Genomic DNA, 24,682 nt, shown 5'->3' with positions numbered 1-24,682 from the left:
ACACAACGTAATTGTACGTTTACAGCACAGTGGAATATAGAGGGAAGGAGTTATCTAGAACGTGCTAAAAAGGCAGATGGTATGCATGCCTTTACGACTCTTATCTATTGGGTAAACAGCGTGTTGCGCGGGTGTAAACGTTGCACCATTTTGTAACATGAAAGTATTAATCAACCACTGCACTCAACACAATATCTTGTTTGTTAAAGCTTATTCGGCATTGCATTATGCCAAGGTGTAGCGGACTGTAGGCCTCAATTTTGCTGCCATTAGCCACAAATTCTGTGCGGTAAGAAAGTAACTCTGCGGTATTTAAATACCTCTCAACGCTTGCTTTCGATATACCAGGAGAAAACTTATCACAAAAAATAATGACTTCTCTGCGCGCTTCAATCCAATAAAAGGTGATTGCTATTAATAGTGCAATAGCAGCTATAGCAGCAATATCAGCAAGTATTGAACGTTTCATCGCATGCATATGTTACCTCTTTCATTATGCGTAAGCAGGTTACGTTGAGAAGTGTGAGACACCATAACCTAATAAAAGTGCGTAAAAATATTGATAAAAAATAAATGCCTAACTCGCGTTTAAACATAACACGGCTAAAGAGATGTAAGGAAGTGCTTGAACGTTGGGTATTTATAACCGCATCTAGCAGCCAAACCAATTGGCAAAATATTGAATACAACCCAGCGCAATAGCCAGTAAGCATAAGGAATGTTTATGTTGTTAGGTTATAATTTTGTAAGGTTACTGATACCATAGCCTTATCCTTTAGTCGTAGAACCATTTTTTTGAAAGCTAGGTAATAAAATACCAGTCGTAAGCCTTCTTCTTTACTGTTTCGCCAACACTAAGTGTAGGAACTTCAATGAAAAAACTTTCCCTATCGCTATTGCTTATTATTAGTAGCGTGGCCACTAGCAGTGGGCTTGTATTGGCCGACGAGTTGCCTTTTACTTTATCCGGTCATGCGCGAGTTAACTACGGACACCAAGATTGGCTTATTCCAGATTTTAGAGATGGCTTTGAGTTTGAATCTTTCAAGCTAGGTGTGGCTGGAGAATCTGATCAATTTAGCTATAAAGCCGAATATCGTTGGTATGAAAATGTCGATTTTAATACGGTTCGCTTTGCCGATTTAACCTACCACTTTAACGAAAGAACCGAAATTACCGGCGGGATCACGCAAACGCCTTTTGGCCTGCAGCCATTTGCCAGTAATAGTTTTTGGTTTTCAGTAAACTATTACCTCGGTTTTGAGGACGACTACGACGCCGGCGTTAAAATTAATCATCAGCGAGGCAATTGGGATTTCCAAGCTGCCTACTTTATGAATGATGAGTACAACGATGCCGCAAAATTTGCCCGTTACTCTTTTGATGTGGCCGACGACGGCGAGTTCAGAAACTCCGAGGATGGCCAGTACAACGTTCGCGCTAATTACACCGGGCGTTTTATTAGGGGGGGAACAACGGAAATTGGTGCCTCTTATCAGTATGGCAATATTCTCAACTTAGATACATCGCGAAGCGGTGATATGAATGCATTTGCTTTGCATATGCGCCATACGCAAAACGACATTAAGGTTGAGCTTCAGTATATCGATTACGAATACAATCTTGAGGCTCCAGAAGGGCAGGCCGACGATCGTCTCGCGCTTTCTTCGTTTACCTTTCCGTTTCTTGCTGCAGCCAACGGACAAACTTATTCTGCTAACCTTATTTACTCGGTGCCGTACGACTTTGACCACATTGAATCGCTTACCTGTTATTCAGAATTCAGCCTTGCGAAAGGTGAGGATGCGTCGGGTAAAAACTCATCTCAATGGGTGAACGGCTGCAGCTTAGGCTGGGACAAGCTGTTTATGTATGTCGATAGTATTCGCGGTAAGAACATGTGGTTTTCAGGTGGTCCGGGCATTGGCCTCGACATAGGCGGCCTTCAAGACACTACGCACAGACTCAATATAAATCTTGGAATTTATTTCTAAGGTCGAAGAGGAATTATCATGAGAATAGTTAGCACCATTATCTTTTTATTGGCCTTAGTGCCATCGTTAAGCCATGGTCATGCGTGGCTGAAACTAAGAATTGCAACAACAGAGTATGCACCCTATACCTCTACCGATTTACAACATGACGGTTATATAAACCACATCATCACCGATGCGCTGTTAGAAACCGGCGTTGAAGTGGAATATGTGGCCATGCCGTGGGAAAAAGCCTTAGAAGCCACGCTCGCAGGTGAGTTTGACGCGCTATCATACGGCAATTTTATCCGCTCTAGAGAGGATGAGTTTTTCCATAGCAAACCAATAAGTGCCGAAAGTTTAATATTTTATGTAAATAGTAAATACGAAAACCGACAGTGGTCTGAGCTAAGCGATATTGCAGATTTGAAAATGGGCATTACCGAGGGATATCTCTACAACGATGAGCTAGCCACTTTCGTTAAAAACAACAAAAATGTTGTGAAACGAGCCACAGATAAAGAAAACCTAGAAGCATTAGTTAACGGAGATATTGATATATTTCCCATAGATGAGCTGACAGGCTGGTATTTACTTGAGCGCGAGTTCACAGATGCGGAACGGGATGAAGTGGCGCGCATTACGCCGTTTATATCAACTGTAACCACTCATCTTTTAGTGCCTAAAGGAAAGCCCGATAGTCAGTTAATTCTGTCGCTTTTCAATAAAGGCATAGAAGAGCTGACGTTAGAAGGCAAGTTGACAAGATTTAAGCGCCTATTAAAAGAAGGTTACTATCAACACCCTCAAAAGAAGGTGAATTACGATAGACGTTAAAACCAGGCTTGCCCTCGCTTTTTAACTTATACGATGTAGTTGGCGGTGTTGGATAGACGATAGAAACACCGCCGCTTATATCAAAAACATATAATGACTGTTTCATCATTATAGTTTTGCAGCACACAAATAGTGCGCTGAAACGCGCATTGCGTATAATTGCCGTCTATCATTTCTGCTAAAGCTATTCGGACAGTTAATGCTCGCACAACATTGCTTTTTACCTTATTTTTCTACTCGAGCTGTATTGTCATCGCAGACTTTCATTTCACAGCCACTATTAACGCTGCTATTAGCATCACTTTTTGCGTTCTTCACCTTCACTTTGACTGCAAATGCCTCTGAAACAGATAAGTATCAATCAAATAACAGTTTGAACGGAAACGCTAAGAAAAGTGGTGGCAACCAATTACATGTTGATGTTTCCGGCTCATTTCGGGTGCGTTATGAATCTTTGCACAACCCTATTTTCCCCACAACACGGGAACAGCGAGAGCAAAATAACGAGCGTATTTCTACGCGGGTCATTTTGAATACTCAGGTGAGTTATAACAATGTTAGCGCGACTTTAGATCTGAGAGATTCTCGCGCTTTTCTTGATGATAACGACCCTACCTTAAAAGCGAACCAAGTAAACACACTTGAGCCAGTTCAGCTATTTGTATCTTATACGCCTACTTCTTCATCTTATATTAACGCGGTAAAGATTGGGCGTATGGAGTTAGACTATGGCAGTCGACGTCTGTTAGCAAAAACCATCTATCGCAATGCAACAAATAGTTACGATGGCATAGTGGTAGATGCCACGTTTTCAAACTGGAATATTAGCGGGCTTTATATTCAGCCGGTATCGCGATTTCCAAACGACGCGGAAAGTATCGACAGTAACGAAAGAGCCTTCGATAAAAGCTTTAGTGAAAGACGTATGTTTGGGGCATATATTACTTCTCCCGATAATAACTTGAAGCTGCAGAGCTATTGGCTAAAAGAGGACGACGGACAAGAGTTAGCGACGACAAATAGAGACCTTTACACCCTTTCTATCGACTACACCAAAGCGTTTGAAAATGGCTGGAAAGGAAATGTTGAACTAGTAGGGCAAACTGGAACAGCAAGAGAAACCAACGCCGTAAATGACTCATTAGACAAAGATGTGCGAGCTTATATGTTGTTTGGTTACTTAGGTAAAAAGGTTGGCGCTAATACCTTTGTACGTGCAGAATTCGACTACATCAGTGGAGACAATAATGCGTCGGATGACACCATTGAGAACTTCGACAGTCTGTTCGGGGTAAGACGCTTCGACTTTGGCCCAACCGATGTTTATCAGGCCATGCCAAGACGAAACCTTAAAACAGTAGGATTAAGAAGCATAAGCAAACCGAGTTCGGCTCATCATGTGCTACTAGGTTATAAAGCTCTGTGGTATCAAAAAGCGCCAGTGAATGTAGATGACTTCATTGGTCACCAACTAGAAGCGCGCTGGCGTTATAATGTGCAGCCCAATTTACGCTTAGCAATTGGCGGTGCCTACTTATTTAAAGGGCAAGGGTTTGAGCGCGGTGACTATAGCGATAACAGTGCTTTTTTATTCACGGGCGCTATGTATAGCTTTTAATTTACCTGTTATCTTTGCCCATTAATTTTAATTTAATGCTTAGAGTATTCCGTTTTATATGTTGTTAATGTCTCGCATTCGCGCACTGCTATCGCTTTTAGGGCCTGGAGTATTGATGGCAACAGCGGCCGTAGGCGGAAGTCACCTAGTGGCTTCAACGCAAGCTGGGGCAAAATTTGGTTGGCAGCTGGCTATTCTTATCCTAGTAGTGAACATTCTCAAATACCCCTTTTTCAGAGCGGGGGTTAGTTACACCATTAGTACCCAAAATACTCTACAGCAAGGCTATTTGAGTATGGGTAAGCGGTATCTAGCGTCAGCATTGTGTTTAAATATGATTGCTTGTGTGGTTAATGCCGCCGCGCTTTTACTCTTTGCAGCAAGTTTGCTCTCGTACTTTATGCCCTTCGACATCTCCATTACGACATCGTCTTCTATAGTACTTAGTCTTATTTTAGTTATTTTACTAGCGGGGCATTTTGAGGGGTTAGACAATATCGCTAAAGCCATCATGGGCTTGCTGGTGGTAGCTACTATTGCAGTTTTTATCGTCGCCTTACTGCGCTATACCAATACCGATTTAGGAAAGCCCGCTGAACCTTCACCTTCGCCGTGGACTCTAGCGACACTAGGTTTTTTAGTGGTTACTATGGGGTGGATGCCCGCTCCCATTGAAATATCATCAATAACGTCGTTATGGCTTAAGCGACAATGCAAAGATAAAACAGTTACTCCTAAAAACGCGCTGTTCGATTTTAACCTTGGATACTCAGTAACAGTGCTTCTTGCCATCTTGTTTCTCGGTTTAGGGGCGTTGGTACTACATTCTAGTGGGGAAACCTTAGCAACAAGCGGTATAGGTTTTTCTCATCAGCTAATTAGCATGTATTCCACCACTATAGGCGAGTGGGCGCATTGGCTTATCGCACTGGTGGCTTTTTTGTGTATTTTTGGTTCAGCACTGACTGTTTACGACGGCTATGCGCGAGTTGTTGCTGAAGGTATTTCGTTGCTATCAGGCAAAAATGATTTGTCTCAAACCAATGCGCCTACTAAGACTGCCGTGAGCAACAGGTTAGTTACTGGAGTGCTACTTGTTATGGCTGCCGTCAGCTTTGTTATTGTATTGTTTTTTAAATCTGCATTACTCGCCATGCTTGGCTTTGCCATGACGCTGGCCTTTACTACAACCCCTGTATTTGCATGGCTTAATCACAGGTTGGTTGCCCGCAGTCAACTGCATCCCGATGCAGCGCCGAGTGTGTGGGTTACCGCCGTTAGCTATTTAGGCTTACTGTACTTGTTTGGTTTTCTTCTCGTGTTTGTATGGTGGAAATGGCTGGCTTAAAAGCCATGGCGTCACTGGTTAAACGAAATGCCGATAATGGCAACAGGTCCTAGTCCTTAAGATTAATAATATCTCCAACCGAGCAAATAAATTTCACCAATTTATCGTGCTCATATAGCTCTCGCATCAGAGTTATTGGTTTGGCTCGCAATGAATCGCTGGCGATTATCTTTTGCCAATCTAGCGATTTAACATTCTCCTCGGGGCGGGCTTCTTTAACTGCTTTTAGAAACTCTTCAGCAATAATGCCCTGGCCAATGGCAGTAGGGTGTACACCATCTAAACTGAAAATGCCCCCCGACGCGATATCTCCCTCAGGCGACGTATCGTAATATTTGGTATCTATGGGCGGATAAATAAACTGTAACGCTTCAGGGAGCGGGTATGAAGGCTCGCCAAAGTTTCGCTTCCAAGCCATATCGGTGAGATCTCTACCGATATCGACAATGTGAAAATGCTCACGCCCTAAATCCTTATTCTTCTTTGCAACAAGCGTAGTAATAATGCGGTTAAATTCAACAATGGTTTTGTCAATAAACAGTGCATCTCTAAAGGGGAGATATTTACCACAGTCTTTTGCAGCTGAATCGGATAGAGGAAAGTAAGAGTAGAACTCGTAATAAAGTGCTTTTTTTCCAGGCCGAGAAGGGTCGGTAATCACTCTTTTTTCGCCCATGCCTTTAGCAATAGGGGCTATGGTTACCAAGGGGACTGTCCCCACAAAAACTTTCCAATCAGCTTCCTTGTTTTCTTGCATTGCATCTACCACCTTGTCTAACAATGCGGTGTATTCTGCTTTAAAGTCGTTGGGATGCCACAGGTTCCATTTACTGCGCTCTTCACGAGACGCTTTTAACACTCGATCAGGATCGTTAGGAGTTTGCTGAATACTTAGGCTTAATACAGTACCAAGGGCATTATTTGCGCCTAGCCATAAAAAGAGGTTTTCTACGCCTTCTTCTTTAGCGCAGCGCTTCAACCAATCAACGGCGGTAAAGTTGCCAAACTCAGCCATTCCCTTATCGCCAAGTGGGTTGAGAATACGATAAGCGTTTCTGGAAAACGGATTGCCCACAGCGTGAAGGTAGCCATCGCCAGATGCATCTCCCTTTGCTATTGCATCAAGGCAAGATTGCGGCGTTACCATAAATGCATCACCTACATCCATGCCCTCTACAGCAACGTTATGAAACCCGATACTGTCAAAAGGGCTACCCACCGGAAGACCAGGCATACCTTCGCCGCGTTCATAATAATCTTCGGCTTGATCTAAAACGCCATTAATAACTGAAAAAGCATTGAGCCATTCCAGTCCTCGAATATTCGAACCAAACTTTCTTTCCAATGCACGAAAAATGCGCTCTAAATCAATTTTTGTTTTATAGCGTTCATCCCAACGGTAGTAGCGATAGTTGGTTTCACCCAAGGCTTCGGCAAGGAGTGTACTGTAACTCAGTCTAGTGTTGGCGGCGCTTCCCGACATAAAACCTTGAGAGATACTATCGCCAATCGTAAAAATCTTGGTCATTGCAAAACGTCCATGTGAGTAGTTAGGCAAGGCGATAACATTAAACAACAGCTCTAGCGAGTTCGCCCGTTTTAAAGAGAATAAAACGGGCTGGTTATTTTTTCAACAGTTTGGCGGTGTGAATCAATCCGATTGTTTTGTTTTGGTTCGCTTAATAGGAAAGAGTCCGAACCAAAAACCGGCCTCTAACAAAAAGCCCAGTAGAATAAAAATAAATAGCCCGCTATCAAAGCCTGCGCTATATGACGCTAGCGCAGCAAATAGCAGCAAAAACGATAAAGTAATACGGAGAAGTTTTGGCATTAATACCCTCCAAGGATTATTCAAGAGATTGAGTATAATAAAAGCTTAGTGTGGGTTTAATACAGTGCTCTTTGCAAGAACTACGGCTTCAAAAACGTAACCGAGTATTTCAGCCCTTTCCGTAAAATGACCTGAAAGTTAGCTTTCAAACATGGTTACGCCCCAATATGCACTAGATTTGCTTGTCTGTTTAAGCCCGTAGGCCCGAAAATGCTTTCGCATGTGCAAATTAAGATAGCCATGAGCAAAAACAATAACGTTGCTTTCTTTTTTTGCAATATCAATGAGTGTGACAGCGGCGCTTTCTGCTCGACTTTTTGCCTTGGTATAAGATTCAAAAGGGCCAGACTTTCCTATGGTCCACAGCGCACGATTTAAATAAACCCACGTCCATGCGTTTAACGTGAATGGCAGTTTAAAGCGTGGAATATCCATTTCACGAAACAAAGCGGAGGTGACTGCGGGTGGCCTATTAAATGCAATTTTGCAGCTATGTATGGCGCGAGGCAAGTCGCTCGATACAATATAGTAGTTGGTAAACATATCATTAAATGAAAACGCAGGCCGACTATCGGAGGCGACCAACGAATGATTGTAATTTTTAACCCAGTTGGCGAAGCCGGCACTGTTTAAACGAAGGTTTTGAGAGTTTGCTGGCCTTCCGTGTCGCACTAAAACTATCTTCATGGCGATGTTGTTATGTCTGTATAAGCGCCGATAACTACATTCCATTGCCTTACCGCCCACCTTGTCACTACGCCATTGATAACGTAGGGATCGTTGAGTGCGAATTTGTCGGCTACGTCTTTTGAACTCCCTTTAAACACTAATATTGCCGAGTCTGCAGGGGCAGCAACAGCACCGCCCAAACACAGCTCGCCAGCATCAGCAGCGGCCTTCGCCAGTGCTAAATGTTGTTCACGATAGGGGGCTCGTGCTTGTTCGTAGTTAGAAGTTACTTCGTAGGTTAATAAAAAATACATGGTGTTAACTCGCAGCAATTTGCTTTTAGGTGGAATAGCTCTCTAGGTTTCGGTGCGTTTGGCATTATTGATAAGCATTTGGTGCTCGGCTTTTATGGGAAGCGTTTTAAATGGGCTAATGTTCGACCCACCTGTATTACCATGAGGAATCAGCCCAATGGCCGTTTTGCTAAAAGCACCAATAATACGAAGAACTTGGCCTAAACACTCTTTAGTATTCCTTTGCCGAATAGCCCATAGCAGCATTAAAAAATGCACTTTTACATGCCACTTTGTAGACTCTTGACCCAGCACATGAGCATTTTCTAAATGACGAAAAGAGTGAGAAATAAGCCCATCTTTTTCTCTTTCTTTAGAAAGCCGTAACTCTGCACTTACGCTACCAGCAATATTCTTAGAAAATGTGCCAAACATATCGAAAACCCTAAAATTGGAAGTAAGCTATAACGCGAGCTTACTTTGATTGTTACCGCGTTTCTTCATTCTTACCATCATTAGCGCCACAAACAATTTTTTCTTCACCTAGGTGGTACACATTGTTTATCGCCAAACTTAACTCTCGGCTCTAAGAGTCGGAAGATGTGATTCTACAAGGGCTTCACGTTCAGCTTGTTTTCCGTCCTTTGGCTTGCATACAGCTACTATTCTGACTGACAAAATTCGTCTGCGATGCTGGTGAGTATGTGACGTTATACTCGCTCGAAAAGGGCGAGCGCCAATGAGCGATTTTTGGTGCAGCAACTTTTTCAACGCCAAATATTATAGCATTCCAATGTAATGCTGATTTTTTTGTATTCTGTTAATCCATGCTAAGACTGACGGATACTCTTTTAGATCAAAGCCACCTTCGTGTGCAACATGAGTGTATCCATATAAACTGATATCTGCTGTAGTTAGTAACTCACCTGCTAGATATGGCGTAGTTGAAAGTTGTTGCTCCATCACTGCCAGTGCTTTATGCCCTCCAGCCTGTTTAGCGTCATATTCTTCTTTACGCTCTTTGGGCAAGCCAAGGTACCTGGCGATAAAGCGCGCAACCGCTATATATGGTTCGTGACTGTATTGCTCGAAAAACTGCCACTGCTGTACTTTTGCAAGCTCAAAAGTATCTGTTGGAAGCAGCTCACTGCCCGCTGCCAGATAATTTAATATAGCATTGGATTCTGACAGGTATTTGCCAATGCCTAACTCAAGGAGAGGAATTTTTCCATTAGGGTTCTTCTCTAAAAACTCCGTATTCGATGTATCACCGGCTATTATGTCGATATGAACCCATTCGTGCTCGATTTCCAGTAATGAGCATAGCAATTTGATTTTGTAGCAGTTTCCAGATTGAATATCTCCGTAAATTTTCACAGTTTTTCCTTGTTATGTAACGTCTCATTCGAGCGGCGCGTTACTGTTCCAGTGAACGAAGTGAGTGCCAACAGCGTTTTGCTAAGCATTGAGCTTATTAGCCCAACGATTTGTAACTACCAAGTACACGCAGAAAAGCAGAAAGAATACATTTACAGCCACCAATAAGTAGTAAACATTAGGACTTTGTTGAGCATAGTAGTTTGTTTTGCCTCTCCAAGATATATAACTGTCTGTAAATGCAATAAAGAGCTTATGTGTAAAAAATATGCTCAAAAGCGAAAAAATTACTTTTACAAATACTAAGTTAGAGAAGTTATTTCGACTGTTAAGCCTTTGTATTTCTTTGGGCTGAATAACTCTAGCGTCGATTTCTTGGCAGATTTTAAAGTACCGGTGGATGTGAGCATTACGATCAATTGATTCTCGTGCTTCTACGAGCTCCGTGAGATCATAGTTTGAGTAGTCCGGGTCCATCTGAATATACTCCTTAATGCCTACACTCACCTGAGGGGCAGTAACAGGTGGGCTAAAATCCGAGCGAGGTGACGCGGTCCATGTGTTAGCGTCCTAGCGAGCGAAGCGAGAGGCTCTAGTGGTTTGTTAGCCGCGGTTTTCCCAACTAATGCTTTTTACCGTACCAGACTCTATCTCTGCGCTGCGAGCTTCTGCAAGTTTTACCTACTCAGACCAAACTGCGTACTCATTTCCATTTGGGTCGCTAAAGTGGAACCTTCTACCACCAGGAAATGAGAATGTAGGTTTAATTATTTTACCGCCTGCTTTCTCAATTTTATTTTGAGTCGTTTCAAGTTCATTGCTATATAAAACAATTAACGGACTTCCGGTCTTAGTAGAAACAACTAAATCAGATATAAAGAAACCTCCATCAACGCCTTGAGCAGCAAAACTACAATAATCTGGTCCATAGTCGACAAATGACCAGTCAAACACTTCACCAAAGAAAGCCTTAGTAGCTACAATATTTTGTGCTGGAATTTCAATATAGTTAATTTTGTTATTTCTAGCCATTTCAGTGTTTTCATCCTTTATTTCACCTAAGTTATTTGCACTAGTGCTAGCAATAAATAAGGATAGCGCCAATGTGAGAATATATTTCATAAACCTTCCTGATTACATAACGCGCAGTGAGCGCCAGCGAACGACTACAGTTTTTTGTTAGGTGCTACGGTTCAAAAACAACAAATGCAGCCCGAAGTAAAACAATAAAAACACCATAGCAGAGAAGTGTTATTGAGCGTCTACGACGTTTGGGAAGTAGTTCTTTTACAACCACTGAGTTGTCTTTTTTTAAAGACGCGCCCCATATTAAAAACCAGTATATGCTGAGAGTATATGAACTAGAACCGATTTGGACAGTTGCTTTATGCTTAGGCCAGAACAACAAGTACTTTGAATAAGCAATGGTGTCTCCCACCTTGACTTCAAATTTAGTATTAAAACGGTCGTAGGAAAAGCAAACGGAATTACCACCTACGTTATGTCGATGTTGATTAAATCTTTCGAAGCTCATATCCCTTTAGCACCTAACTTTAAGCTAAGGGGCGCTAGCGCGTGGGCTAAAATTCGAACGAAGTGAGTCAGCCCACGTGTTTCTGTCCCGACGAGCCTGCGAGCGGCTTAATGTGATTGTTAGCTGCCACCTATTATTAGTAGTGGTAACGACATGAGATAACGGTAATTGCGTTATCATCCACGGTATATACCAAACGGTTAGTGTCATCTATTCTTCGGGACCAGAAACCTGAAAGATTTTCTTTAAGAGGTTCCGGCTTTCCAATTCCATCAAATGGAGAGCGCTTAACATCGGAAATTAACTTATTTATTCGTTTAAAGGTTTTCTTGTCTTGAGTTTGCCAAAAGACATAACTATTCCAAGCTTCATCAGTCCATGATAATAACCTGTTACTCATCAATAAGTTCTCGCTGGGTCGTTTTTGCCGCTTTAAACTGTGCAATTGAACGATTTAAGTGTTCAGCGTTCGCTGGGGAACGAAGTAGATGAACAGTTTCCATAAGGCTGTTGTAGTAATCCAATGACATTACAACAGCATCTTCAGAGTCACGACGAGTGATTACTGTAGTATCTGCATCGTTGATGACGTTGTCCAAAACGGCTTTTAGACCATTTCGTGCTTCGGTAAAGGAGACTATTCTCATTTTGCACCTCACTTGTACATTATATGGAACAAGTTTAGATCGAAAATGAGCACCTGTACAGTATGTTGTGCATTAGTGCGCTGTGGCAGCTAACTTTCCAACAAGGGGCGCATACATGTGGGGCATAATGGCGAAGCCGCACCGCGTATATGCGTCCCAACGAACGCAGTGAGTGTATTGATTGGGTTGTTAGCCGCGTTTCACTTACGAAGTACTTTTTTGAAATTTGCGCATAGCTCTGACGACATTAACAATGGGCAATGTCGAGAAGAAAACATAAATAGCTACGAACATCAAAAGGTTTAAATAAGCTAAGTAAGCCAACAGCCCAACTAAGATTTGTACTACACCAGATAATAAAAAGCTATTGCCTACGTATTTGCAGAAAGCAGTTAGGTCGGTAATTTTAGAAAAGTCGATACCGTTAAGTACATTCGCTTTTTGCTTAAAGGAAAGCAGATAGCCAATGATCAAATATATAAAGCCGCTTAAGCAGGATATTAAAAGAATTAGAAAACCTGTATCCATGGAAAATCCTTTTTAGTGGCTAACGCTGAACTTTGCGGCGCAGACACGTGTGCAATAATGGCGAAGCCGCGCACGTGTATGCGTCCCAACGAGCTGTAGCGAGTGCCATAATTTGTTTGTTATACATGTGACGAGAAAGCCTTGCTTTACTCGTTATCTTCATCGGAGCTAAATATGCCTCGGAAAAGTGCGGTAAGTGCACCAGACATTGTGTCTTCTATGAAGTCGTTTTTATGGTCAGGTTTGTTAGGATACTTTTTATTTAATTCTTCCATGTGTCTCGATTCAGCGCTGGAGCTTGCGCCATCAAGAAAATCCTTTGCTGCTTTGTCTGAAGTTGACGCACAGCCATTTAAAAAGGTACACAACAGTAGAGCGGCTACTAATTTAATCTTCATAATATCCTTTTCCTGAAAAGTGTATAACACCTGCATAATGGGCAAAAATATATAGACTACGATACCAAGCGAAGCGCTGGGAGCCTACGTGTTTTTGTCCCTAGCGAGCGCAGCGAGTGTTAATGCGTTTGTTATATTCCAACCATGCTTTGCAATGCGCATTTGTATGCGTATACTTAATGGTGAAATTAGTTGGAGTGATAAAATGCAAGATTTATATGACGTCCATGCCCCCAAGAAAGCGACAAATCTAAGCTTAAATAGCGACTTATTGCAAAAAGCTCGAAGTTTAAAAGTTAACCTTTCTGCGACATTAGAGCAAGCACTCAGAGACAAGCTAAAAAGTATTGAAGCAGAGAAATGGAAAAAAGAAAACAAAGCTGCCATAGCTGCATACAACGAGTTTGTTGCTGAGAACGGTTGTATAGGTGATGAGTACAGGAACTTCTAATGGCGCAATTTGATGTTTACAGAAACCCAAGCAAGAAAACTAGCAAAGCTTACCCTTTTCTTGTTGATGTTCAAAATTCTGTAATCGACCAATTGGCAACAAGGCTGGTTGTACCGTTAACAACTAGTAATACTAAAAACAGTTTCTACATGAAGAAGCTGACGCCGGAAATAGAATTCGAGGACACAACATATTTATTTCTAGCACAACAACTTAGTTCTATACCCGAAGACGTGCTCCACGATCGTATTGGTTCGTTGGAGCAATCCAGAGCACTGCTGATAGATGCAATAGACTTCGCTATCACTGGAATATAACGCCCTAATTTGGCGGCACATACGCGTGGGCTATACTGCGAAGCAGAGCCCACGTGTGTGTCCCCAACATTTGATTGTTATCTTCTGCTGCGATTGCCGATAAGTAGACCGGTTACACTTAGATCCTCATCAAGCTGCGGCCAGTGAATACCTTCACCATCACCTAACAATTCCCAATCCTGCAATTGAGATGAGCTAGCTTGAGAAAGGCTAGGAAACCAGGATAAAGGAACAGAAATAGTTCTGCCGTCGATTAGCTCGACAATTAAAGAACTTTCGTCGAAAGACACCGACACAGCTTGTGGGTGATGTTCAACTGCTAAAGTAGCCATTCCAAGCCTCCAAAAAAGCATCTCTATTTTCGACAACAAGCTTTTCCAAAGTTCTAAGTTCTTTTGGAGCAAAGCGAGTTGAACTTGCTAACGCGACAGGACGAAGCCAGAATTTAGCTAGCATTCTTTCGCGTTGAATATGAATGTGGGCCGGTTCACCATTTTCGTTACTGTAAAAGAAAAAGCGATATGGCCCAATTTTTAATACTGTTGGCATGCTGAAAGGTTATATGAAAAGTGCGGGAATGCCAACGAGAAGATAACTTTAAGCTAAGGGGCGCAGATGCGTGTGCAATAATGGCGAAGCCGCGCACGTTTTTGAGTCCCAGCGAGCGACAGCGAGTGCCATAATTTGTTTGTTATGTGAACGCTATTCGCACGCCATAGCTGCCTGTTGCTTACACTTTAAAATAGATTCTTCCTCTGTACTACCCCCCATACAGAAATCTAGCCTCAATAGCTTTTCTTCGCGGATTGGGGATTTGCCGTCAGCCAACGTCCAACTCCAATCTTTAATAACTTTCGTTACTGGCTTAGAAATAACCTTTTTAGGAACTGAGCTAATAAGATCGATACTTTCGGTTGAACCACTTTCGTCGACTATTACTTTAAATATTCCACAGCCAGCAATTCCCTTCATTGCCAACTCAACGGGATAGCGTGGCATGAATTGCTTCTCTCTGAGCTAAGTGCTTTTGGCATTTGTTGGATTCAAATGCGTTAATTCTACAGAGGCATAATTACCAGCGGCGAGTACACCAGTAGACAGAAAATAGGTGACGAAAAGTAAATTCTTGTAGTTCATAAAACCTTCCTTAGTGAGTTCACATAACACCCGCATAACGGGCAAAAACACGTAGGCTACAACACCAAGCGAAGCGCAGGGAGCCTACGTGTTTTTGTCCCTAGCGAGCGCAGCGAGTGTTAATGCTTTTGTTATACGCAATTTGCTACATCTGTAGCGCATTGCTACAATGTAACGGCTAACTATTGGGAGACATATCATGGCAACCGCGAGCGTAAGACTAGACCAAGATCTAGTTGAGAAAGCTACCATTATGGGCAGAGCACTGAACCGAACTATGCCAAAACAGATTGAGCACTGGGCAAAAATAGGTGAAATGATGGAAGATAATCCCGATTTGCCATACGAATTTGTGAAACAGGCAATTATTTCTAAAGCTGAAAAAGAGGCTGGAAAATTGGAGCCTTACGATTTTGGCTAAGATTACGAGTGTCTTACAGACAGCTAATTTTAGGAGAGCAGTAAAGAAGTTACATAAGAATCAGAAAAAAGACTTAGATAAAGCTGTAAAGGAACTGATGGACTATCCTCTTCTAGGTGAACAGAAAAAAGGCGACCTTGCTTTTCTTCGCGTGCACAAGTTCAAGATGGTTAAGCAGTTAACCTTATTAGGTTACAGTTACGAGGACGGCACTGTAATACTTGAATTGATAGCTCTTGGTTCTCATGAAAATTTTTACCGTGATGTTAAAAAGTTGTTCTGACCAATTGCGTATAACGGCCCGCATAACAGGCAAAAATACGTAAGCTACAATACCAAGCGAAGCGCAGGGAGCCTACGTGTTTTTGTCCCTAGCGAGGGCAGCGAGTGTTAATGCGTTTGTTATGCGCTATTGACTTACAGTGCGCAAATACCATAATTAGGTATATATTGGTACTTGGAGAAAGTAAATGGCTAAAAATACCAGCATTACCCTTGGTGACCATTTTGATGGCTTTATTGCTAGCCAAATTCAAACTGGTCGATATGGTTCAGCGAGCGAAGTAATTCGAGCAGCTCTTCGCATGTTAGAAACACAGGAGACCAAATTAAACACTTTGCATCAATTACTTGTAGCAGGTGAAGAAAGCGGCGAGGCTGAATACGACCTTGAGAACTTGATATCAGAACTAGATGGTGAATTAAAAGAGTGAAACCATTTAAGTTAACTGTACTCGCAAAATCCGATCTAAAAGATATCGCGTTATTTACGCAACGGAAATGGGGGCGGGAACAGCGTAATGTGTACCTAAAACAGTTCGACGATTCATTTTGGATGTTGTCTGAAAATCCTGATATCGGTAAAAGCTGCGACGAAATAAGAGACGGATACAGAAAGTTTCCGCAAGGTAGTCACGTTATTTTCTACAAGCAAACTGGTAGCCAGGAAATTCTGATTACAAGAATTCTACATAAAAGTATGGATGTAAATCAATTACGCTTTGGCGCCTAACTACCCACATAAGGGGCAGTAATACGTGGGCTAAAATCCGAGCGAAGCGACAGAGCCCACGTGTTACTGTCCTAGCGCGCCTGCGAGCGGCTTAATATGATTGTTAGGCGGCATGCAGATCTATTGGCTGGACGTTATCCAAGTTGATGTTTTGCTTTGCCTGCCAAAGTTCATAGTTGTCTTGCATACTAAGCCAACTCTCAGGGCTGCGCCCTAATACCTTTGATAACCTTAATGCCATTTCTGGCGTTACTGCACTTTTTCCCTTAACGACACGATTTAGTGTAGAAGCGGCTACACCAAGATGGGTTGCAAGTGTCCTGCAACTTATGCCGTGTGGCTCCATGTAAATGGACTCAATAAATTCACCGGGGTGTGGTGGGTTATGCATATTCATTAGTGATAATCCTCGTAATTTAAGATGTAAGCATTACCATCCGTGAACTCGAAAGTTACTCTCCAGTTACCGTTGACAGATATCGACCAAATGTTTGACCTTTCCCCTTTAAGTTGATTTAGAGAGAAGCCAGGCAAATTAATGTCATCAATATCTTGCGCGGTGTGAATAGCAGCTAACTGCATACGAAGTTTTTTCGCGTGCTTAGTCTGTATGCCTGAAGTTTTCCCTTTTTCGAAAAACAGCTTCAGGCCCTTATGTTTAAATGACTTAATCATGGAAAGAGTGTAGCGTATTGCGCAACGCGGTGCAACTTGACGCCTAACTTTTCAATAACGGGCGCAGACATGCGGGGCATAATGGCGCAGCCGCCCCACGTGTATGCGTCCCAGCGAACGAAGTGAGTGTGTTAATTGGGTTGTTAGCTGCAATTGTCAAATTGAAAAATGATAGCATATACGCTAGCATGTAAACCATGAATAAAGTAGTTATTGACACCAGTGTACTTATTAGCGCTCTGATTGGTAAAACAGGCCCCGCCCGAGAAGTGATAAGGCAATGCTTGTTGGGGGATTTAAAGCCGCTGATTAGCACGACCTTATTCTTGGAGTACGAAGCAGTAAGCAAGCGAGACAAAATTAAAGAATTGTGCCCGCTTACCGAGGACGAAGTGAGCGAGTTGCTAGCAGCATTTTTTAGTGTTTGCGAATGGGTTCAGATACATTATTTGTGGCGGCCAAATTTAAAAGATGAAGGCGATAACTTTCTTATAGAGCTTGCAGTGGCAGGGAATGCCGAGAGCATTATTACGAATAACCTAAAAGACCTGAAAAATGCGGAATTACAATTTGATGGTTTGAAAGTGTTAGCGCCTGAAGATTATTTGAGAGGAGTTTGATATGTCTACTTTAACCGTACGTTTACCAGACGATAAGCATAATCGATTGAAGGCTTTGGCAGCGCATAAAAAGTTGAGCTTAAATAAATTGATAGAAGAATTGTCTACGCAAGCGATAGCTGAATTTGATACTGAGGTAAGATTTAAGGCGATTGCTGCTACTGGAGACAAAAAGAAAGGTTTGGAACTTCTAGATAAGCTTGATTCACACTTTGGCAGCTAACTTTCCAATAACGGGCGCAGACATGTGGGGCATAATGGCGAAGCCGCCCCGCGTGTATGCGTCCCAGCGAACGAAGTGAGTGCGTTTATTGGCTTGTTAGGTGCGCTCACGCCAAGACCCCATTTAGCAGCATACTAGGCATAAAAAAGTAAAAAGCCAATAAGCCCGAACTTGTAAATAGAAGTGCGGCTGCACAAAAAGAAGCTTGTACGAAGAAAACGGAAGGTTTAGCAGATGCACTATGCCTAAAAGCCACTATTGAGGTTTGTAAACATTCTTTAATTGCTTGGTATTTTGTTGAGAACCAAGAAATGATGGGAGCTAGGCTAGCAAAAACGAGAGCAAATGCGACTTCCATACCACCTAATTGAACTAAGAAGGCTATCTCTGGCAAAACTGCCGCCGCAACAACCATTGCGATACCGATAACTGCGCGTTGTAGATTAGTTAATTCATTCCATGATTTCATAATTTTTCCTTTTAGCACCTAACACCCGCATAACGGGCAAAAATACGTAGGCTACAATACCAAGCGAAGCGCAGGGAGCCTACGTGTTTTTGTCCCAAGGAGCGCCAGCGACTGAGTTAATGCGCTTGTTAGTTGCCGTAAATTTAACAGGTGTGCTAACATTTGTACGTACATTTCATAAGGAGTTTATCATGGATACCCGTATTCAGTTTAGAGTAGATGAAGAAACTAAACGGCTAGCTCAGATAATGGCCGAAAGCCAAGGACGCACTTTAAGTGACGCTTGTAGAGAGCTTACGGAAGAACTCGCTGAACAGCAACGAAAAATAATTACTCATGATCAGTGGCTTACTGAAGAGGTTAATGCTGCGTTCAGTAAATTAGAGAGTGGGCAAAGCAAGTTTGTCAGTCATGAAGAAGCGAACTTGGACATGGAAGCTCGAAAAATGAAAATTAGGAATAAAGCCAAAAAATGATCTTATGGGAAAAAAGTTCGTTGGACGATCGTGAGGCTATTTTCGAGTTTTTATACGAATTTAATCCATTAGCAGCAGAAAAAACTGATGCAATAATTGAGAAGAAAGTTGAAAACTTGAACCAGCAACCTTTTATGGGAGTGGAGAGAGAGGGTATACCGGGAAGACTGTTAATAATTCCAGAGGTTTCAATGATCGTTTCATATTTCATAAAAGACGACATTATTCACATTCTTCGAGTTTTACACCAAAAGCAAAAATTTCCTGTAGGCAACTAAAGCCCAAATAATGGGCAAATATCAGTTGGTTAAAATAAGCGACGCAGGAGAAAAAACCAACTGTTATTTGTCCTGATTAATTTGCTTGTTATGTTTTGACTAAACAGACGCTTCGTACGCTTTTGATAGCCATTCAATAACTTCTTTGTCAACGTCAGATATATCCTTTAGTTGAATTCTATGGGTGCACATAGCACCAAATGGCCCAGAATTTTCTAACCGTCCTTGTACTTCGACACCTTTGAGTTTTAAACCCAAATCTATTCTTGTTTTAGTTGCAGGCTTAATTAAAGCAAACTGTTTTTTTCTAATTAAACTGACACTTCCTTTTTTTGGTGTAATTACAATATCTTCACCGAAGTTTTTTATTGAGGAAAGAAGCATTTCATAAACGGGCTTGAGTAATTCTTTACCACTATATTGATTTTCAACTAAATCTTCAGAGGAGTTAGGTTTTTCTTTAGATAAAGTCACAATTGTATTTGCAAACCCATGTGTTACTCCATGTTCGGTTTTCAAAAACTTTACAGCCATTGAATGTTTCTCAAAATTCTCTTTATCCAATATTTGGAGCCATTCTTCCAATTTCTTACCTGTTTTCTCAGGCATATTTTCAATCATTGTTTGTAGCGCTTTATCCATATACTCCACCTTTTGATTCAAAACATAACGCTAAGCTTTGGGGCGCTAGCACGTGGGCTAAAATCCGAGCGAAGCGAGCCAGCCCACGTGTTAGCGTCCCAGCGACCGGAGGGAGTGCCAACAGCGTTTTGTTAGGCGTACAAAGGAACGTACGCAGCTTTGCTGCCACCACTAGCCAAATAGACCGCGTGTTTAAATAATTGAATTTAAGATAAAACAACCCCGTGCGAAATGCCAGATGTTAACGGTAATGCTGGATAAAAGAGCGAGTTTAGAAAGCTGGTGATGCAGAATGTTGGCGTTGTGATGTTGATTAAAAGCGCGTTGCTAAAGCCGTTGAAACTACCGAAAAAACAAGCTGTAAAGGCTACCTAGCGAAACAACCTTGATGCTGGAATGTCACATCCGAATCCACATTTTAATGCTGTAAGTAAATGACGCCTAACACCCAAATAAGGGGCGGAAACACGTGGGCTAAAATCCCGAGCGAAGCGAGTCAGCCCACGTGTTTGCGTCCCAGCGAGCGGAGCGAGTGACTTAATTTGTTTGTTATGTGCCGATGCTAACATCAATGCCATTTTCACGACACCATTCCAAAGCCGCACTTCTTAAGGCGGCTTGCTCATATTCATACCAGTTGTCTAATTGATCCAGAGAAGCCAATAGATTTTTAAACTTTGAAAAAGCGCCCTTGCGACTGAATATGTCGTATGTCACATCTATTTTTTCTGGAATATTGTTGGTCACAAAATCTAAAGCAACTGATTTACCCAAATCGAGATCCACTTTTCTTGGGAAACAAATGTACTTCTTGTCTTCGAAGATATCGATCGGTGCATGTTCGTCAACGAGGTCACCGACATAATGGATTTCGCCGGTATCGACGTTTATATAAGCTTCGCTATCGAACATGCTGGAGGATGCAAATTCAATAGCCATTTCAATGTCGTCTATTTTTACCTGCATAAACATCCTTTAGGCACATAACACTTTTGATAAGCGGTTTGGCACCGCTCTTGTGACAAATCCGTCTTCATCATTTTGTTATTTGCCCTTCCACAAATGTACAATTTTTCCTTCAATGAATTCTCCCGAAATTCCTTCAGATTCGCCCTTTCCACCAAAAAAGCTATGGGTTAGCTGCTTACTATAAGTAATCTCAAAACTCCGATGTGCGAAAACTAATAAATAGCCATTGTCACTTATTTCGCAATATCCTTCAGATTCGACCGTGTAGTCAGTTCTAGTATCTTTAACTCCAGAAACATAATCCGTGTATTTAAGAAAGGCGCTATCTGCTGTAATTCTTAATTCAAAATTCCAATGCGTTTCACTTACACTTTTATAAGTTCCGATAAGCCTTTCGCATGACCATCCACTGAATGAGACAAATAGAAGTAAAAAAAGCACAAATTTCATCATGGCATATAACTTTAAGCTAAGGGGCGCTAGCATGTGGGCTAAAATCCGAACGAAGTGAGTCAGCCCACATGTTAGCGTCCCAGCGACCGAAGGGAGTGGTTTGAGCGTTTTGTTAGGCGTACAACTGAAAGTACGCAGCTTTGCTGCCACCACTAGCCAAATGGACCGCGTGTTTAAATTATTGAATTTAAGATAAAACAACCCTGTGCGAAAAGCCAGATGTTAACGACATTGCTGGATAAAAGAACGAGTTTAGAAAACTGGTGATGTTGAATGTTGGCGTTGCGATGTTGATGAAAAGGGCGTTGCTAAAGCCGATGAAACTACCGAAAAAGCAAGCCGTAAAGACAACCTAGCGAAACAACCTTGGCGCTGGAATATCACGGTTGAACCCACTTTTTAATGCTGTAAGTAAATGACGCCTAACGCCCCAAGAAGGGGCAATAACACGTGGGCTATAATACGGAACGAAGTGACGGGAGCCCTCGTGTTATTGTCCCGCTTACTTGGTTTGTTAGGCCTATAGCAGACTCATTATTTGATCTGGTTTGTATACATCGATACCGCATTTCTTAGACCGTTTTATCATGTCTCGGTCTCTGGTCACTAGCGGAATGCCCAGTTTTTTGGCCATGATGAGAAAAATGTAGTCGCCTGCTTTTGCGTAAGGAACATTTACATCTGAATAATCAAGGATGAATTTTTCGTCGATTGGCTGGGTATGAAATGGTAAATCACCAGCATTAGTATACGGTGTTGAAATAGTTTTACCTTCACACTCTGTTAGCCTTTGGATTGCGCATTTAACTTCAAAATAACCATGCATTGGCATGATCATTTTATAAGCTTTATTCTTGATGCTTTCAATGAGTTCAATAGCAGCTGAGTGATACTCAGAATCACTATCGAAGGCCTCAATGATTACGCAGCTATCTACAATTAATAGTTTGTATTCGTTCAAAACATCCTTCCTTGGCCTAACGCCGTTTTAAGCGGCAAATTGCTGTTGGCTAAAATAAGTGAGGCACGAACAAAGGCCAACTGTAATTTGTCCGACTTGAAAACCCTTGTTAGGCTTTACTTAATCCAGCACTCTCAGAGTTAAACATATAGTTCCTTATATTTAAATTGAAACTAGTAAATATTGTGAGTAATCCTATGCTAAAAGAGCAAAGCCCAAAAATTAACTGAGTGTTATTGTTAGTTAATGTACCTAAAACACCACCAATTAATAATCCTAATGGTAATAACCCACTAGATATAGTCATTAATAAACTCATAACTCGCCCACGTAACTCTGTTGGTGTGTTGTTTTGAAATAATGTCATCGCCTGTAAATTGAACCCCCCTAGACTTAACCCTGCAATGAATAAACCAAATAATGCAATTTTGGGTGATGCAGTCTGACTTAGTAACATTAAACTGCATGAAAATAAAAACATTGAAGCAAACATTATAAAAGTTCTGCGGTTACCTTGTACATTAATAGTCGCAGACAGCCAATACCCCAAAATACTACCAAGTGCCATTGCGGCTAGTAAAAAACCATACCATTGAGCCTCTTCTAATAATTGCCCAGTTACATAAAAGGGTAAAAGAAGCATAATTGGAGCGATAAAAAAATTGACCGATGATGCAAAAATCATCGTTTGAAGCATCCCTTTACAGCTTTTGACATAACGTAACCCTTCAATTAAATCTGCTTTATGCTGTTTATATTTGTTGCTAATACCAATTCTCTTTTTATGCTCTTCAAAAGAGTGTTTGATAAAAGATTCACTAAAAGCAGATATAAAATATGAGATAGAATCAAGTAAAAGTAAAATTGGCGCACCTAAGGCACGATAAAGAATCCCTCCCATTGCTTGACCTACTATTGTTGTGCATTGGGTCGAGGACTGGAAGAATGCAACTGTTTTAGAAAGCTTTTCAGTTGTAACAAGATCTGGAATGAAAGCATCTACAGCTGGTTGAAAAAAAGCTCTTGATATTCCGTTTATTAAAGAGACCATAGCAAACAGCATAATGATAAAAAACTGGCTACCATATTCACCTAAAATAGTTAGAGATAGAACAAGAACGGCAGTCCCCCGAATAAGATCAGTGACTACCATGATGTTTTTACGTGAATATTGATCGGCTATCACACCAGCGATCGGCCCAAACAAAACACTGGGTAATATAGATAATATTAATATAATACTCATCAAGGCTGATGAGTTGGTATTCTCCATAAACCAAAACATCATCGCAATAGAATAGGCTTGCATTCCTAACTGGCTTATTAGTTGTCCTTGCCACAAAAGAAAAATATTTTTATTCAAGAGAGACCCATTGAGGTGCGATGCATGCTGAAAGCCTAACACTAAGCTTTGGGGCGCAGACGCGGGGCTATAATCGCGAAGCGGCCCCGTGTTTGCGTCCCAGCGAACGAAGTGAGTGACAATAGCGTTTTGTTATACATCTGGTTACTTAAGACCACAAAACCCTTTAAACCGCGCAACCGGGGCGATTGTGGGCTGAGTACCTAAAAAGTCTACCCCAGTAAACGCCTTGTCTTGTAAAGAATCTGATTGCGGAAAAACAATGGTAACTTTATCTCCACTGTTGTCTGTGTAGATACTGGACCAATATTTTGCGTTTTTAGACATTGCCAATTCAGTATAGACGCACATCATCCAACGGGACGCTTGCGCTGAGCGTTCTTGAAACTTGGGAATATCCAAAACTGAAATTCCTTCTCTCTGTTCTACTTCCGTTACAACATAATCAAATGCTGTAATTCCCCTGTCCCTAGATGACACTGAAAAAGCTTCCTCTGCAAATGCTGAGGTTGTAGAAATTGAAAATAAGATTAGCGTGGTTAATAAAACCTTTTTCATTTTTTAGTTCCTTCTAGATGTATAACACCCCACTAAGGGGCGATAACACATGGGCTAAAATTAGGAACGAAGTGACGCAGCCCATGTGTTAGCGTCCCAGCGAGCAGCGCGAGCGCCTTTAGTGTTTTGTTAGGTTGTTAATTGCACATCTCATAGTATTTTTCGATAGCGCTGTCTTTAGATAGCATGTAATCCTCAACCCACACTTTAGTTTCAGAGTCGGCAGATACGTTGTAAATTTCCTTCCTTCCGTAGCTTTCAAAATCGCCGGCTAGCGTATCCCCCTCACTTGGATCATTACCCCCGTACCACTCGAGAACTACATACCCCATATTTGCATCAACTATGTAGTAATTGCAGCCAGATTTGTAATAAACAACAACCCCTTTTGCTGCACTTGCCGATGATGGCAATAAAAGAGATGCGGTAAAAAATAGTATAGCAAGACTTCCATTCTTCATATATTTCTCCTGAAACCTAACTTCCAAATATGGGGCGCAAACACGTGTGCAAAAATGGCGAAGCCGCGCACGTGTTTGCGTCCCAGCGAGCGGCAGCGAGTGCCATGATTTGTTTGTTATGTCTCATTGGTAAAAAACTTCCT

At 41.7% G+C, this 24,682-nt stretch carries 39 protein-coding genes; 14 read left to right on the top strand and 25 right to left on the bottom strand.

What is annotated here, in order from left to right; translation table 11 throughout:
- Positions 1–166 precede the first annotated feature (166 nt).
- A complete protein-coding gene (locus GTW09_RS15535; protein WP_071978538.1) occupies positions 167–478 on the bottom strand; it encodes a hypothetical protein in 312 nt (103 codons plus the stop codon).
- Positions 479–872: 394 nt separating this feature from the next.
- On the opposite strand from GTW09_RS15535, the gene GTW09_RS15530 reads away from it, so the two are divergent.
- From GTW09_RS15530 to GTW09_RS15515, 4 genes are all read left to right on the top strand, one after another.
- Positions 873–1,994, top strand: coding sequence for a porin family protein (locus tag GTW09_RS15530; protein ID WP_163112614.1), 1,122 nt, complete (start codon positions 873–875; stop codon positions 1,992–1,994).
- 18 nt (positions 1,995–2,012) lie between these two features.
- Positions 2,013–2,810, top strand: a complete 798-nt coding sequence (locus GTW09_RS15525) for a substrate-binding periplasmic protein (RefSeq protein WP_163112613.1) — start codon at positions 2,013–2,015, stop codon at positions 2,808–2,810.
- Between the two features lie 199 nt (positions 2,811–3,009).
- Positions 3,010–4,428, top strand: coding sequence for an alginate export family protein (locus GTW09_RS15520; protein WP_163112612.1), 1,419 nt, complete (start codon positions 3,010–3,012; stop codon positions 4,426–4,428).
- Positions 4,429–4,486: 58 nt separating this feature from the next.
- A complete protein-coding gene (locus GTW09_RS15515; protein WP_163112611.1) occupies positions 4,487–5,776 on the top strand; it encodes an NRAMP family divalent metal transporter in 1,290 nt (429 codons plus the stop codon).
- Between the two features lie 49 nt (positions 5,777–5,825).
- On the opposite strand, the gene GTW09_RS15510 is transcribed toward GTW09_RS15515, so the two are convergent.
- The 11 genes from GTW09_RS15510 to GTW09_RS15460 all read right to left on the bottom strand — a co-directional run bounded on the left by GTW09_RS15510 (position 5,826) and on the right by GTW09_RS15460 (position 13,053).
- Positions 5,826–7,304: a hypothetical protein gene (locus GTW09_RS15510; RefSeq protein ID WP_163112610.1), complete on the bottom strand. Its 1,479-nt coding sequence runs from the start codon at positions 7,302–7,304 to the stop codon at positions 5,826–5,828.
- A gap of 123 nt (positions 7,305–7,427) precedes the next feature.
- The gene (locus tag GTW09_RS15505) at positions 7,428–7,607 is read right to left on the bottom strand and encodes a hypothetical protein (protein WP_163112609.1); all 180 of its coding nucleotides are present in this window, start codon (positions 7,605–7,607) and stop codon (positions 7,428–7,430) included.
- A gap of 138 nt (positions 7,608–7,745) precedes the next feature.
- Positions 7,746–8,294: a histidine phosphatase family protein gene (locus GTW09_RS15500; protein WP_071978544.1), complete on the bottom strand. Its 549-nt coding sequence runs from the start codon at positions 8,292–8,294 to the stop codon at positions 7,746–7,748.
- Entirely contained in the window at positions 8,291–8,590 is a 300-nt protein-coding gene (locus GTW09_RS15495) for a YciI-like protein (RefSeq protein ID WP_163112608.1), read from the bottom strand. Before GTW09_RS15495 ends, GTW09_RS15500 begins: the two co-directional genes overlap by 4 nt.
- Positions 8,591–8,632: 42 nt before the next feature.
- Positions 8,633–9,004 (bottom strand): DUF3703 domain-containing protein, encoded by a 372-nt coding sequence (locus tag GTW09_RS15490; RefSeq protein ID WP_163112607.1) that lies wholly within the window; start codon positions 9,002–9,004, stop codon positions 8,633–8,635.
- A 345-nt stretch (positions 9,005–9,349) separates the two neighbouring features.
- Entirely contained in the window at positions 9,350–9,946 is a 597-nt protein-coding gene (locus GTW09_RS15485) for a glutathione S-transferase N-terminal domain-containing protein (RefSeq protein ID WP_163112606.1), read from the bottom strand.
- 681 nt (positions 9,947–10,627) lie between these two features.
- Positions 10,628–10,978: a VOC family protein gene (locus tag GTW09_RS15480; protein WP_163112647.1), complete on the bottom strand. Its 351-nt coding sequence runs from the start codon at positions 10,976–10,978 to the stop codon at positions 10,628–10,630.
- A 638-nt stretch (positions 10,979–11,616) separates the two neighbouring features.
- Entirely contained in the window at positions 11,617–11,880 is a 264-nt protein-coding gene (locus GTW09_RS15475; protein WP_163112605.1) for a Txe/YoeB family addiction module toxin, read from the bottom strand.
- Entirely contained in the window at positions 11,873–12,127 is a 255-nt protein-coding gene (locus GTW09_RS15470) for a type II toxin-antitoxin system Phd/YefM family antitoxin (protein ID WP_018982647.1), read from the bottom strand. Before GTW09_RS15470 ends, GTW09_RS15475 begins: the two co-directional genes overlap by 8 nt.
- 204 nt (positions 12,128–12,331) lie before the next feature.
- Positions 12,332–12,655: a hypothetical protein gene (locus tag GTW09_RS15465; RefSeq protein WP_163112604.1), complete on the bottom strand. Its 324-nt coding sequence runs from the start codon at positions 12,653–12,655 to the stop codon at positions 12,332–12,334.
- A gap of 146 nt (positions 12,656–12,801) precedes the next feature.
- Positions 12,802–13,053 carry a hypothetical protein gene (locus GTW09_RS15460; RefSeq protein ID WP_163112603.1) on the bottom strand — a complete coding sequence of 84 codons (252 nt, stop codon included), beginning with the start codon at positions 13,051–13,053 and terminating at the stop codon, positions 12,802–12,804.
- Between the two features lie 205 nt (positions 13,054–13,258).
- On the opposite strand from GTW09_RS15460, the gene GTW09_RS15455 reads away from it, so the two are divergent.
- Together GTW09_RS15455 and GTW09_RS15450 are read left to right on the top strand one after the other, a co-directional pair.
- Positions 13,259–13,504 (top strand): type II toxin-antitoxin system CcdA family antitoxin, encoded by a 246-nt coding sequence (locus GTW09_RS15455; protein ID WP_071817742.1) that lies wholly within the window; start codon positions 13,259–13,261, stop codon positions 13,502–13,504.
- Positions 13,504–13,821, top strand: coding sequence for a CcdB family protein (locus tag GTW09_RS15450; protein ID WP_071978549.1), 318 nt, complete (start codon positions 13,504–13,506; stop codon positions 13,819–13,821). The genes GTW09_RS15455 and GTW09_RS15450 overlap by 1 nt, the downstream gene beginning before the upstream one ends.
- A gap of 77 nt (positions 13,822–13,898) precedes the next feature.
- Here the strand turns inward: GTW09_RS15450 and GTW09_RS15445 are convergent, their stop codons facing one another.
- The 3 genes from GTW09_RS15445 to GTW09_RS15435 all read right to left on the bottom strand — a co-directional run bounded on the left by GTW09_RS15445 (position 13,899) and on the right by GTW09_RS15435 (position 14,820).
- Positions 13,899–14,153 (bottom strand): DUF2442 domain-containing protein, encoded by a 255-nt coding sequence (locus tag GTW09_RS15445; protein WP_163112602.1) that lies wholly within the window; start codon positions 14,151–14,153, stop codon positions 13,899–13,901.
- Positions 14,134–14,370, bottom strand: coding sequence for a DUF4160 domain-containing protein (locus tag GTW09_RS15440; RefSeq protein ID WP_163112601.1), 237 nt, complete (start codon positions 14,368–14,370; stop codon positions 14,134–14,136). Before GTW09_RS15440 ends, GTW09_RS15445 begins: the two co-directional genes overlap by 20 nt.
- Positions 14,371–14,523: 153 nt before the next feature.
- Complete coding sequence (locus tag GTW09_RS15435) at positions 14,524–14,820, bottom strand: energy transducer TonB (RefSeq protein WP_239059425.1); 297 nt, start codon at positions 14,818–14,820, stop codon at positions 14,524–14,526.
- A 337-nt stretch (positions 14,821–15,157) separates the two neighbouring features.
- On the opposite strand from GTW09_RS15435, the gene GTW09_RS15430 reads away from it, so the two are divergent.
- From GTW09_RS15430 to GTW09_RS15415, 4 genes are all read left to right on the top strand, one after another.
- Positions 15,158–15,379: a TA system antitoxin ParD family protein gene (locus GTW09_RS15430; protein ID WP_163112600.1), complete on the top strand. Its 222-nt coding sequence runs from the start codon at positions 15,158–15,160 to the stop codon at positions 15,377–15,379.
- On the top strand, positions 15,372–15,662 hold the full coding sequence (locus tag GTW09_RS15425) for a type II toxin-antitoxin system RelE/ParE family toxin (protein ID WP_163112599.1): 291 nt from the start codon (positions 15,372–15,374) through the stop codon (positions 15,660–15,662). Before GTW09_RS15430 ends, GTW09_RS15425 begins: the two co-directional genes overlap by 8 nt.
- A 187-nt stretch (positions 15,663–15,849) precedes the next feature.
- Complete coding sequence (locus GTW09_RS15420) at positions 15,850–16,092, top strand: type II toxin-antitoxin system ParD family antitoxin (protein ID WP_163112598.1); 243 nt, start codon at positions 15,850–15,852, stop codon at positions 16,090–16,092.
- Positions 16,089–16,391: a type II toxin-antitoxin system RelE/ParE family toxin gene (locus tag GTW09_RS15415; RefSeq protein ID WP_163112597.1), complete on the top strand. Its 303-nt coding sequence runs from the start codon at positions 16,089–16,091 to the stop codon at positions 16,389–16,391. The genes GTW09_RS15420 and GTW09_RS15415 overlap by 4 nt, the downstream gene beginning before the upstream one ends.
- A gap of 103 nt (positions 16,392–16,494) precedes the next feature.
- Here GTW09_RS15415 and GTW09_RS15410 read toward each other — a convergent pair whose 3' ends face one another.
- A complete protein-coding gene (locus GTW09_RS15410) occupies positions 16,495–16,788 on the bottom strand; it encodes a HigA family addiction module antitoxin (protein ID WP_032095616.1) in 294 nt (97 codons plus the stop codon).
- The gene (locus tag GTW09_RS15405) at positions 16,788–17,066 is read right to left on the bottom strand and encodes a type II toxin-antitoxin system RelE/ParE family toxin (protein ID WP_163112596.1); all 279 of its coding nucleotides are present in this window, start codon (positions 17,064–17,066) and stop codon (positions 16,788–16,790) included. The genes GTW09_RS15410 and GTW09_RS15405 overlap by 1 nt, the downstream gene beginning before the upstream one ends.
- Positions 17,067–17,263: 197 nt before the next feature.
- On the opposite strand from GTW09_RS15405, the gene GTW09_RS15400 reads away from it, so the two are divergent.
- Together GTW09_RS15400 and GTW09_RS15395 are read left to right on the top strand one after the other, a co-directional pair.
- On the top strand, positions 17,264–17,686 hold the full coding sequence (locus GTW09_RS15400; RefSeq protein ID WP_141151539.1) for a putative toxin-antitoxin system toxin component, PIN family: 423 nt from the start codon (positions 17,264–17,266) through the stop codon (positions 17,684–17,686).
- Position 17,687: 1 nt separating this feature from the next.
- The gene (locus tag GTW09_RS15395; protein ID WP_012517112.1) at positions 17,688–17,909 is read left to right on the top strand and encodes a toxin-antitoxin system HicB family antitoxin; all 222 of its coding nucleotides are present in this window, start codon (positions 17,688–17,690) and stop codon (positions 17,907–17,909) included.
- A gap of 106 nt (positions 17,910–18,015) precedes the next feature.
- On the opposite strand, the gene GTW09_RS15390 is transcribed toward GTW09_RS15395, so the two are convergent.
- On the bottom strand, positions 18,016–18,378 hold the full coding sequence (locus GTW09_RS15390; protein ID WP_071968914.1) for a hypothetical protein: 363 nt from the start codon (positions 18,376–18,378) through the stop codon (positions 18,016–18,018).
- A gap of 83 nt (positions 18,379–18,461) precedes the next feature.
- Here GTW09_RS15390 and GTW09_RS15385 point away from each other — a divergent pair, with 83 nt between their 5' ends.
- Both GTW09_RS15385 and GTW09_RS15380 read left to right on the top strand, forming a co-directional pair.
- A complete protein-coding gene (locus GTW09_RS15385) occupies positions 18,462–18,854 on the top strand; it encodes a type II toxin-antitoxin system TacA family antitoxin (protein WP_420809558.1) in 393 nt (130 codons plus the stop codon).
- Positions 18,851–19,132 (top strand): type II toxin-antitoxin system RelE/ParE family toxin, encoded by a 282-nt coding sequence (locus GTW09_RS15380; protein WP_163112595.1) that lies wholly within the window; start codon positions 18,851–18,853, stop codon positions 19,130–19,132. The genes GTW09_RS15385 and GTW09_RS15380 overlap by 4 nt, the downstream gene beginning before the upstream one ends.
- A 99-nt stretch (positions 19,133–19,231) precedes the next feature.
- Here the strand turns inward: GTW09_RS15380 and GTW09_RS15375 are convergent, their stop codons facing one another.
- The 7 genes from GTW09_RS15375 to GTW09_RS15345 all read right to left on the bottom strand — a co-directional run bounded on the left by GTW09_RS15375 (position 19,232) and on the right by GTW09_RS15345 (position 24,539).
- Entirely contained in the window at positions 19,232–19,774 is a 543-nt protein-coding gene (locus GTW09_RS15375) for a DUF4287 domain-containing protein (RefSeq protein ID WP_163112594.1), read from the bottom strand.
- Between the two features lie 549 nt (positions 19,775–20,323).
- Complete coding sequence (locus tag GTW09_RS15370; RefSeq protein WP_163112593.1) at positions 20,324–20,740, bottom strand: UPF0158 family protein; 417 nt, start codon at positions 20,738–20,740, stop codon at positions 20,324–20,326.
- Positions 20,741–20,818: 78 nt separating this feature from the next.
- Positions 20,819–21,196 (bottom strand): hypothetical protein, encoded by a 378-nt coding sequence (locus tag GTW09_RS15365; RefSeq protein ID WP_163112592.1) that lies wholly within the window; start codon positions 21,194–21,196, stop codon positions 20,819–20,821.
- Between the two features lie 520 nt (positions 21,197–21,716).
- Positions 21,717–22,157, bottom strand: a complete 441-nt coding sequence (locus tag GTW09_RS15360; RefSeq protein ID WP_163112591.1) for a type II toxin-antitoxin system VapC family toxin — start codon at positions 22,155–22,157, stop codon at positions 21,717–21,719.
- A gap of 109 nt (positions 22,158–22,266) precedes the next feature.
- Entirely contained in the window at positions 22,267–23,520 is a 1,254-nt protein-coding gene (locus GTW09_RS15355) for an MFS transporter (RefSeq protein ID WP_163112590.1), read from the bottom strand.
- Between the two features lie 144 nt (positions 23,521–23,664).
- Positions 23,665–24,078, bottom strand: a complete 414-nt coding sequence (locus GTW09_RS15350) for a hypothetical protein (RefSeq protein WP_163112589.1) — start codon at positions 24,076–24,078, stop codon at positions 23,665–23,667.
- Between the two features lie 137 nt (positions 24,079–24,215).
- Positions 24,216–24,539 (bottom strand): hypothetical protein, encoded by a 324-nt coding sequence (locus GTW09_RS15345; protein ID WP_163112588.1) that lies wholly within the window; start codon positions 24,537–24,539, stop codon positions 24,216–24,218.
- Positions 24,540–24,682: the final 143 nt, after the last annotated feature.

It is taken from the genome of Alteromonas hispanica (assembly GCF_010500915.1).
Taxonomy (GTDB): domain Bacteria; phylum Pseudomonadota; class Gammaproteobacteria; order Enterobacterales; family Alteromonadaceae; genus Alteromonas; species Alteromonas hispanica.
The sequence above is the reverse complement of the archived record's forward strand: the minus strand, read 5'-3'. Positions and strand labels throughout refer to the sequence as shown.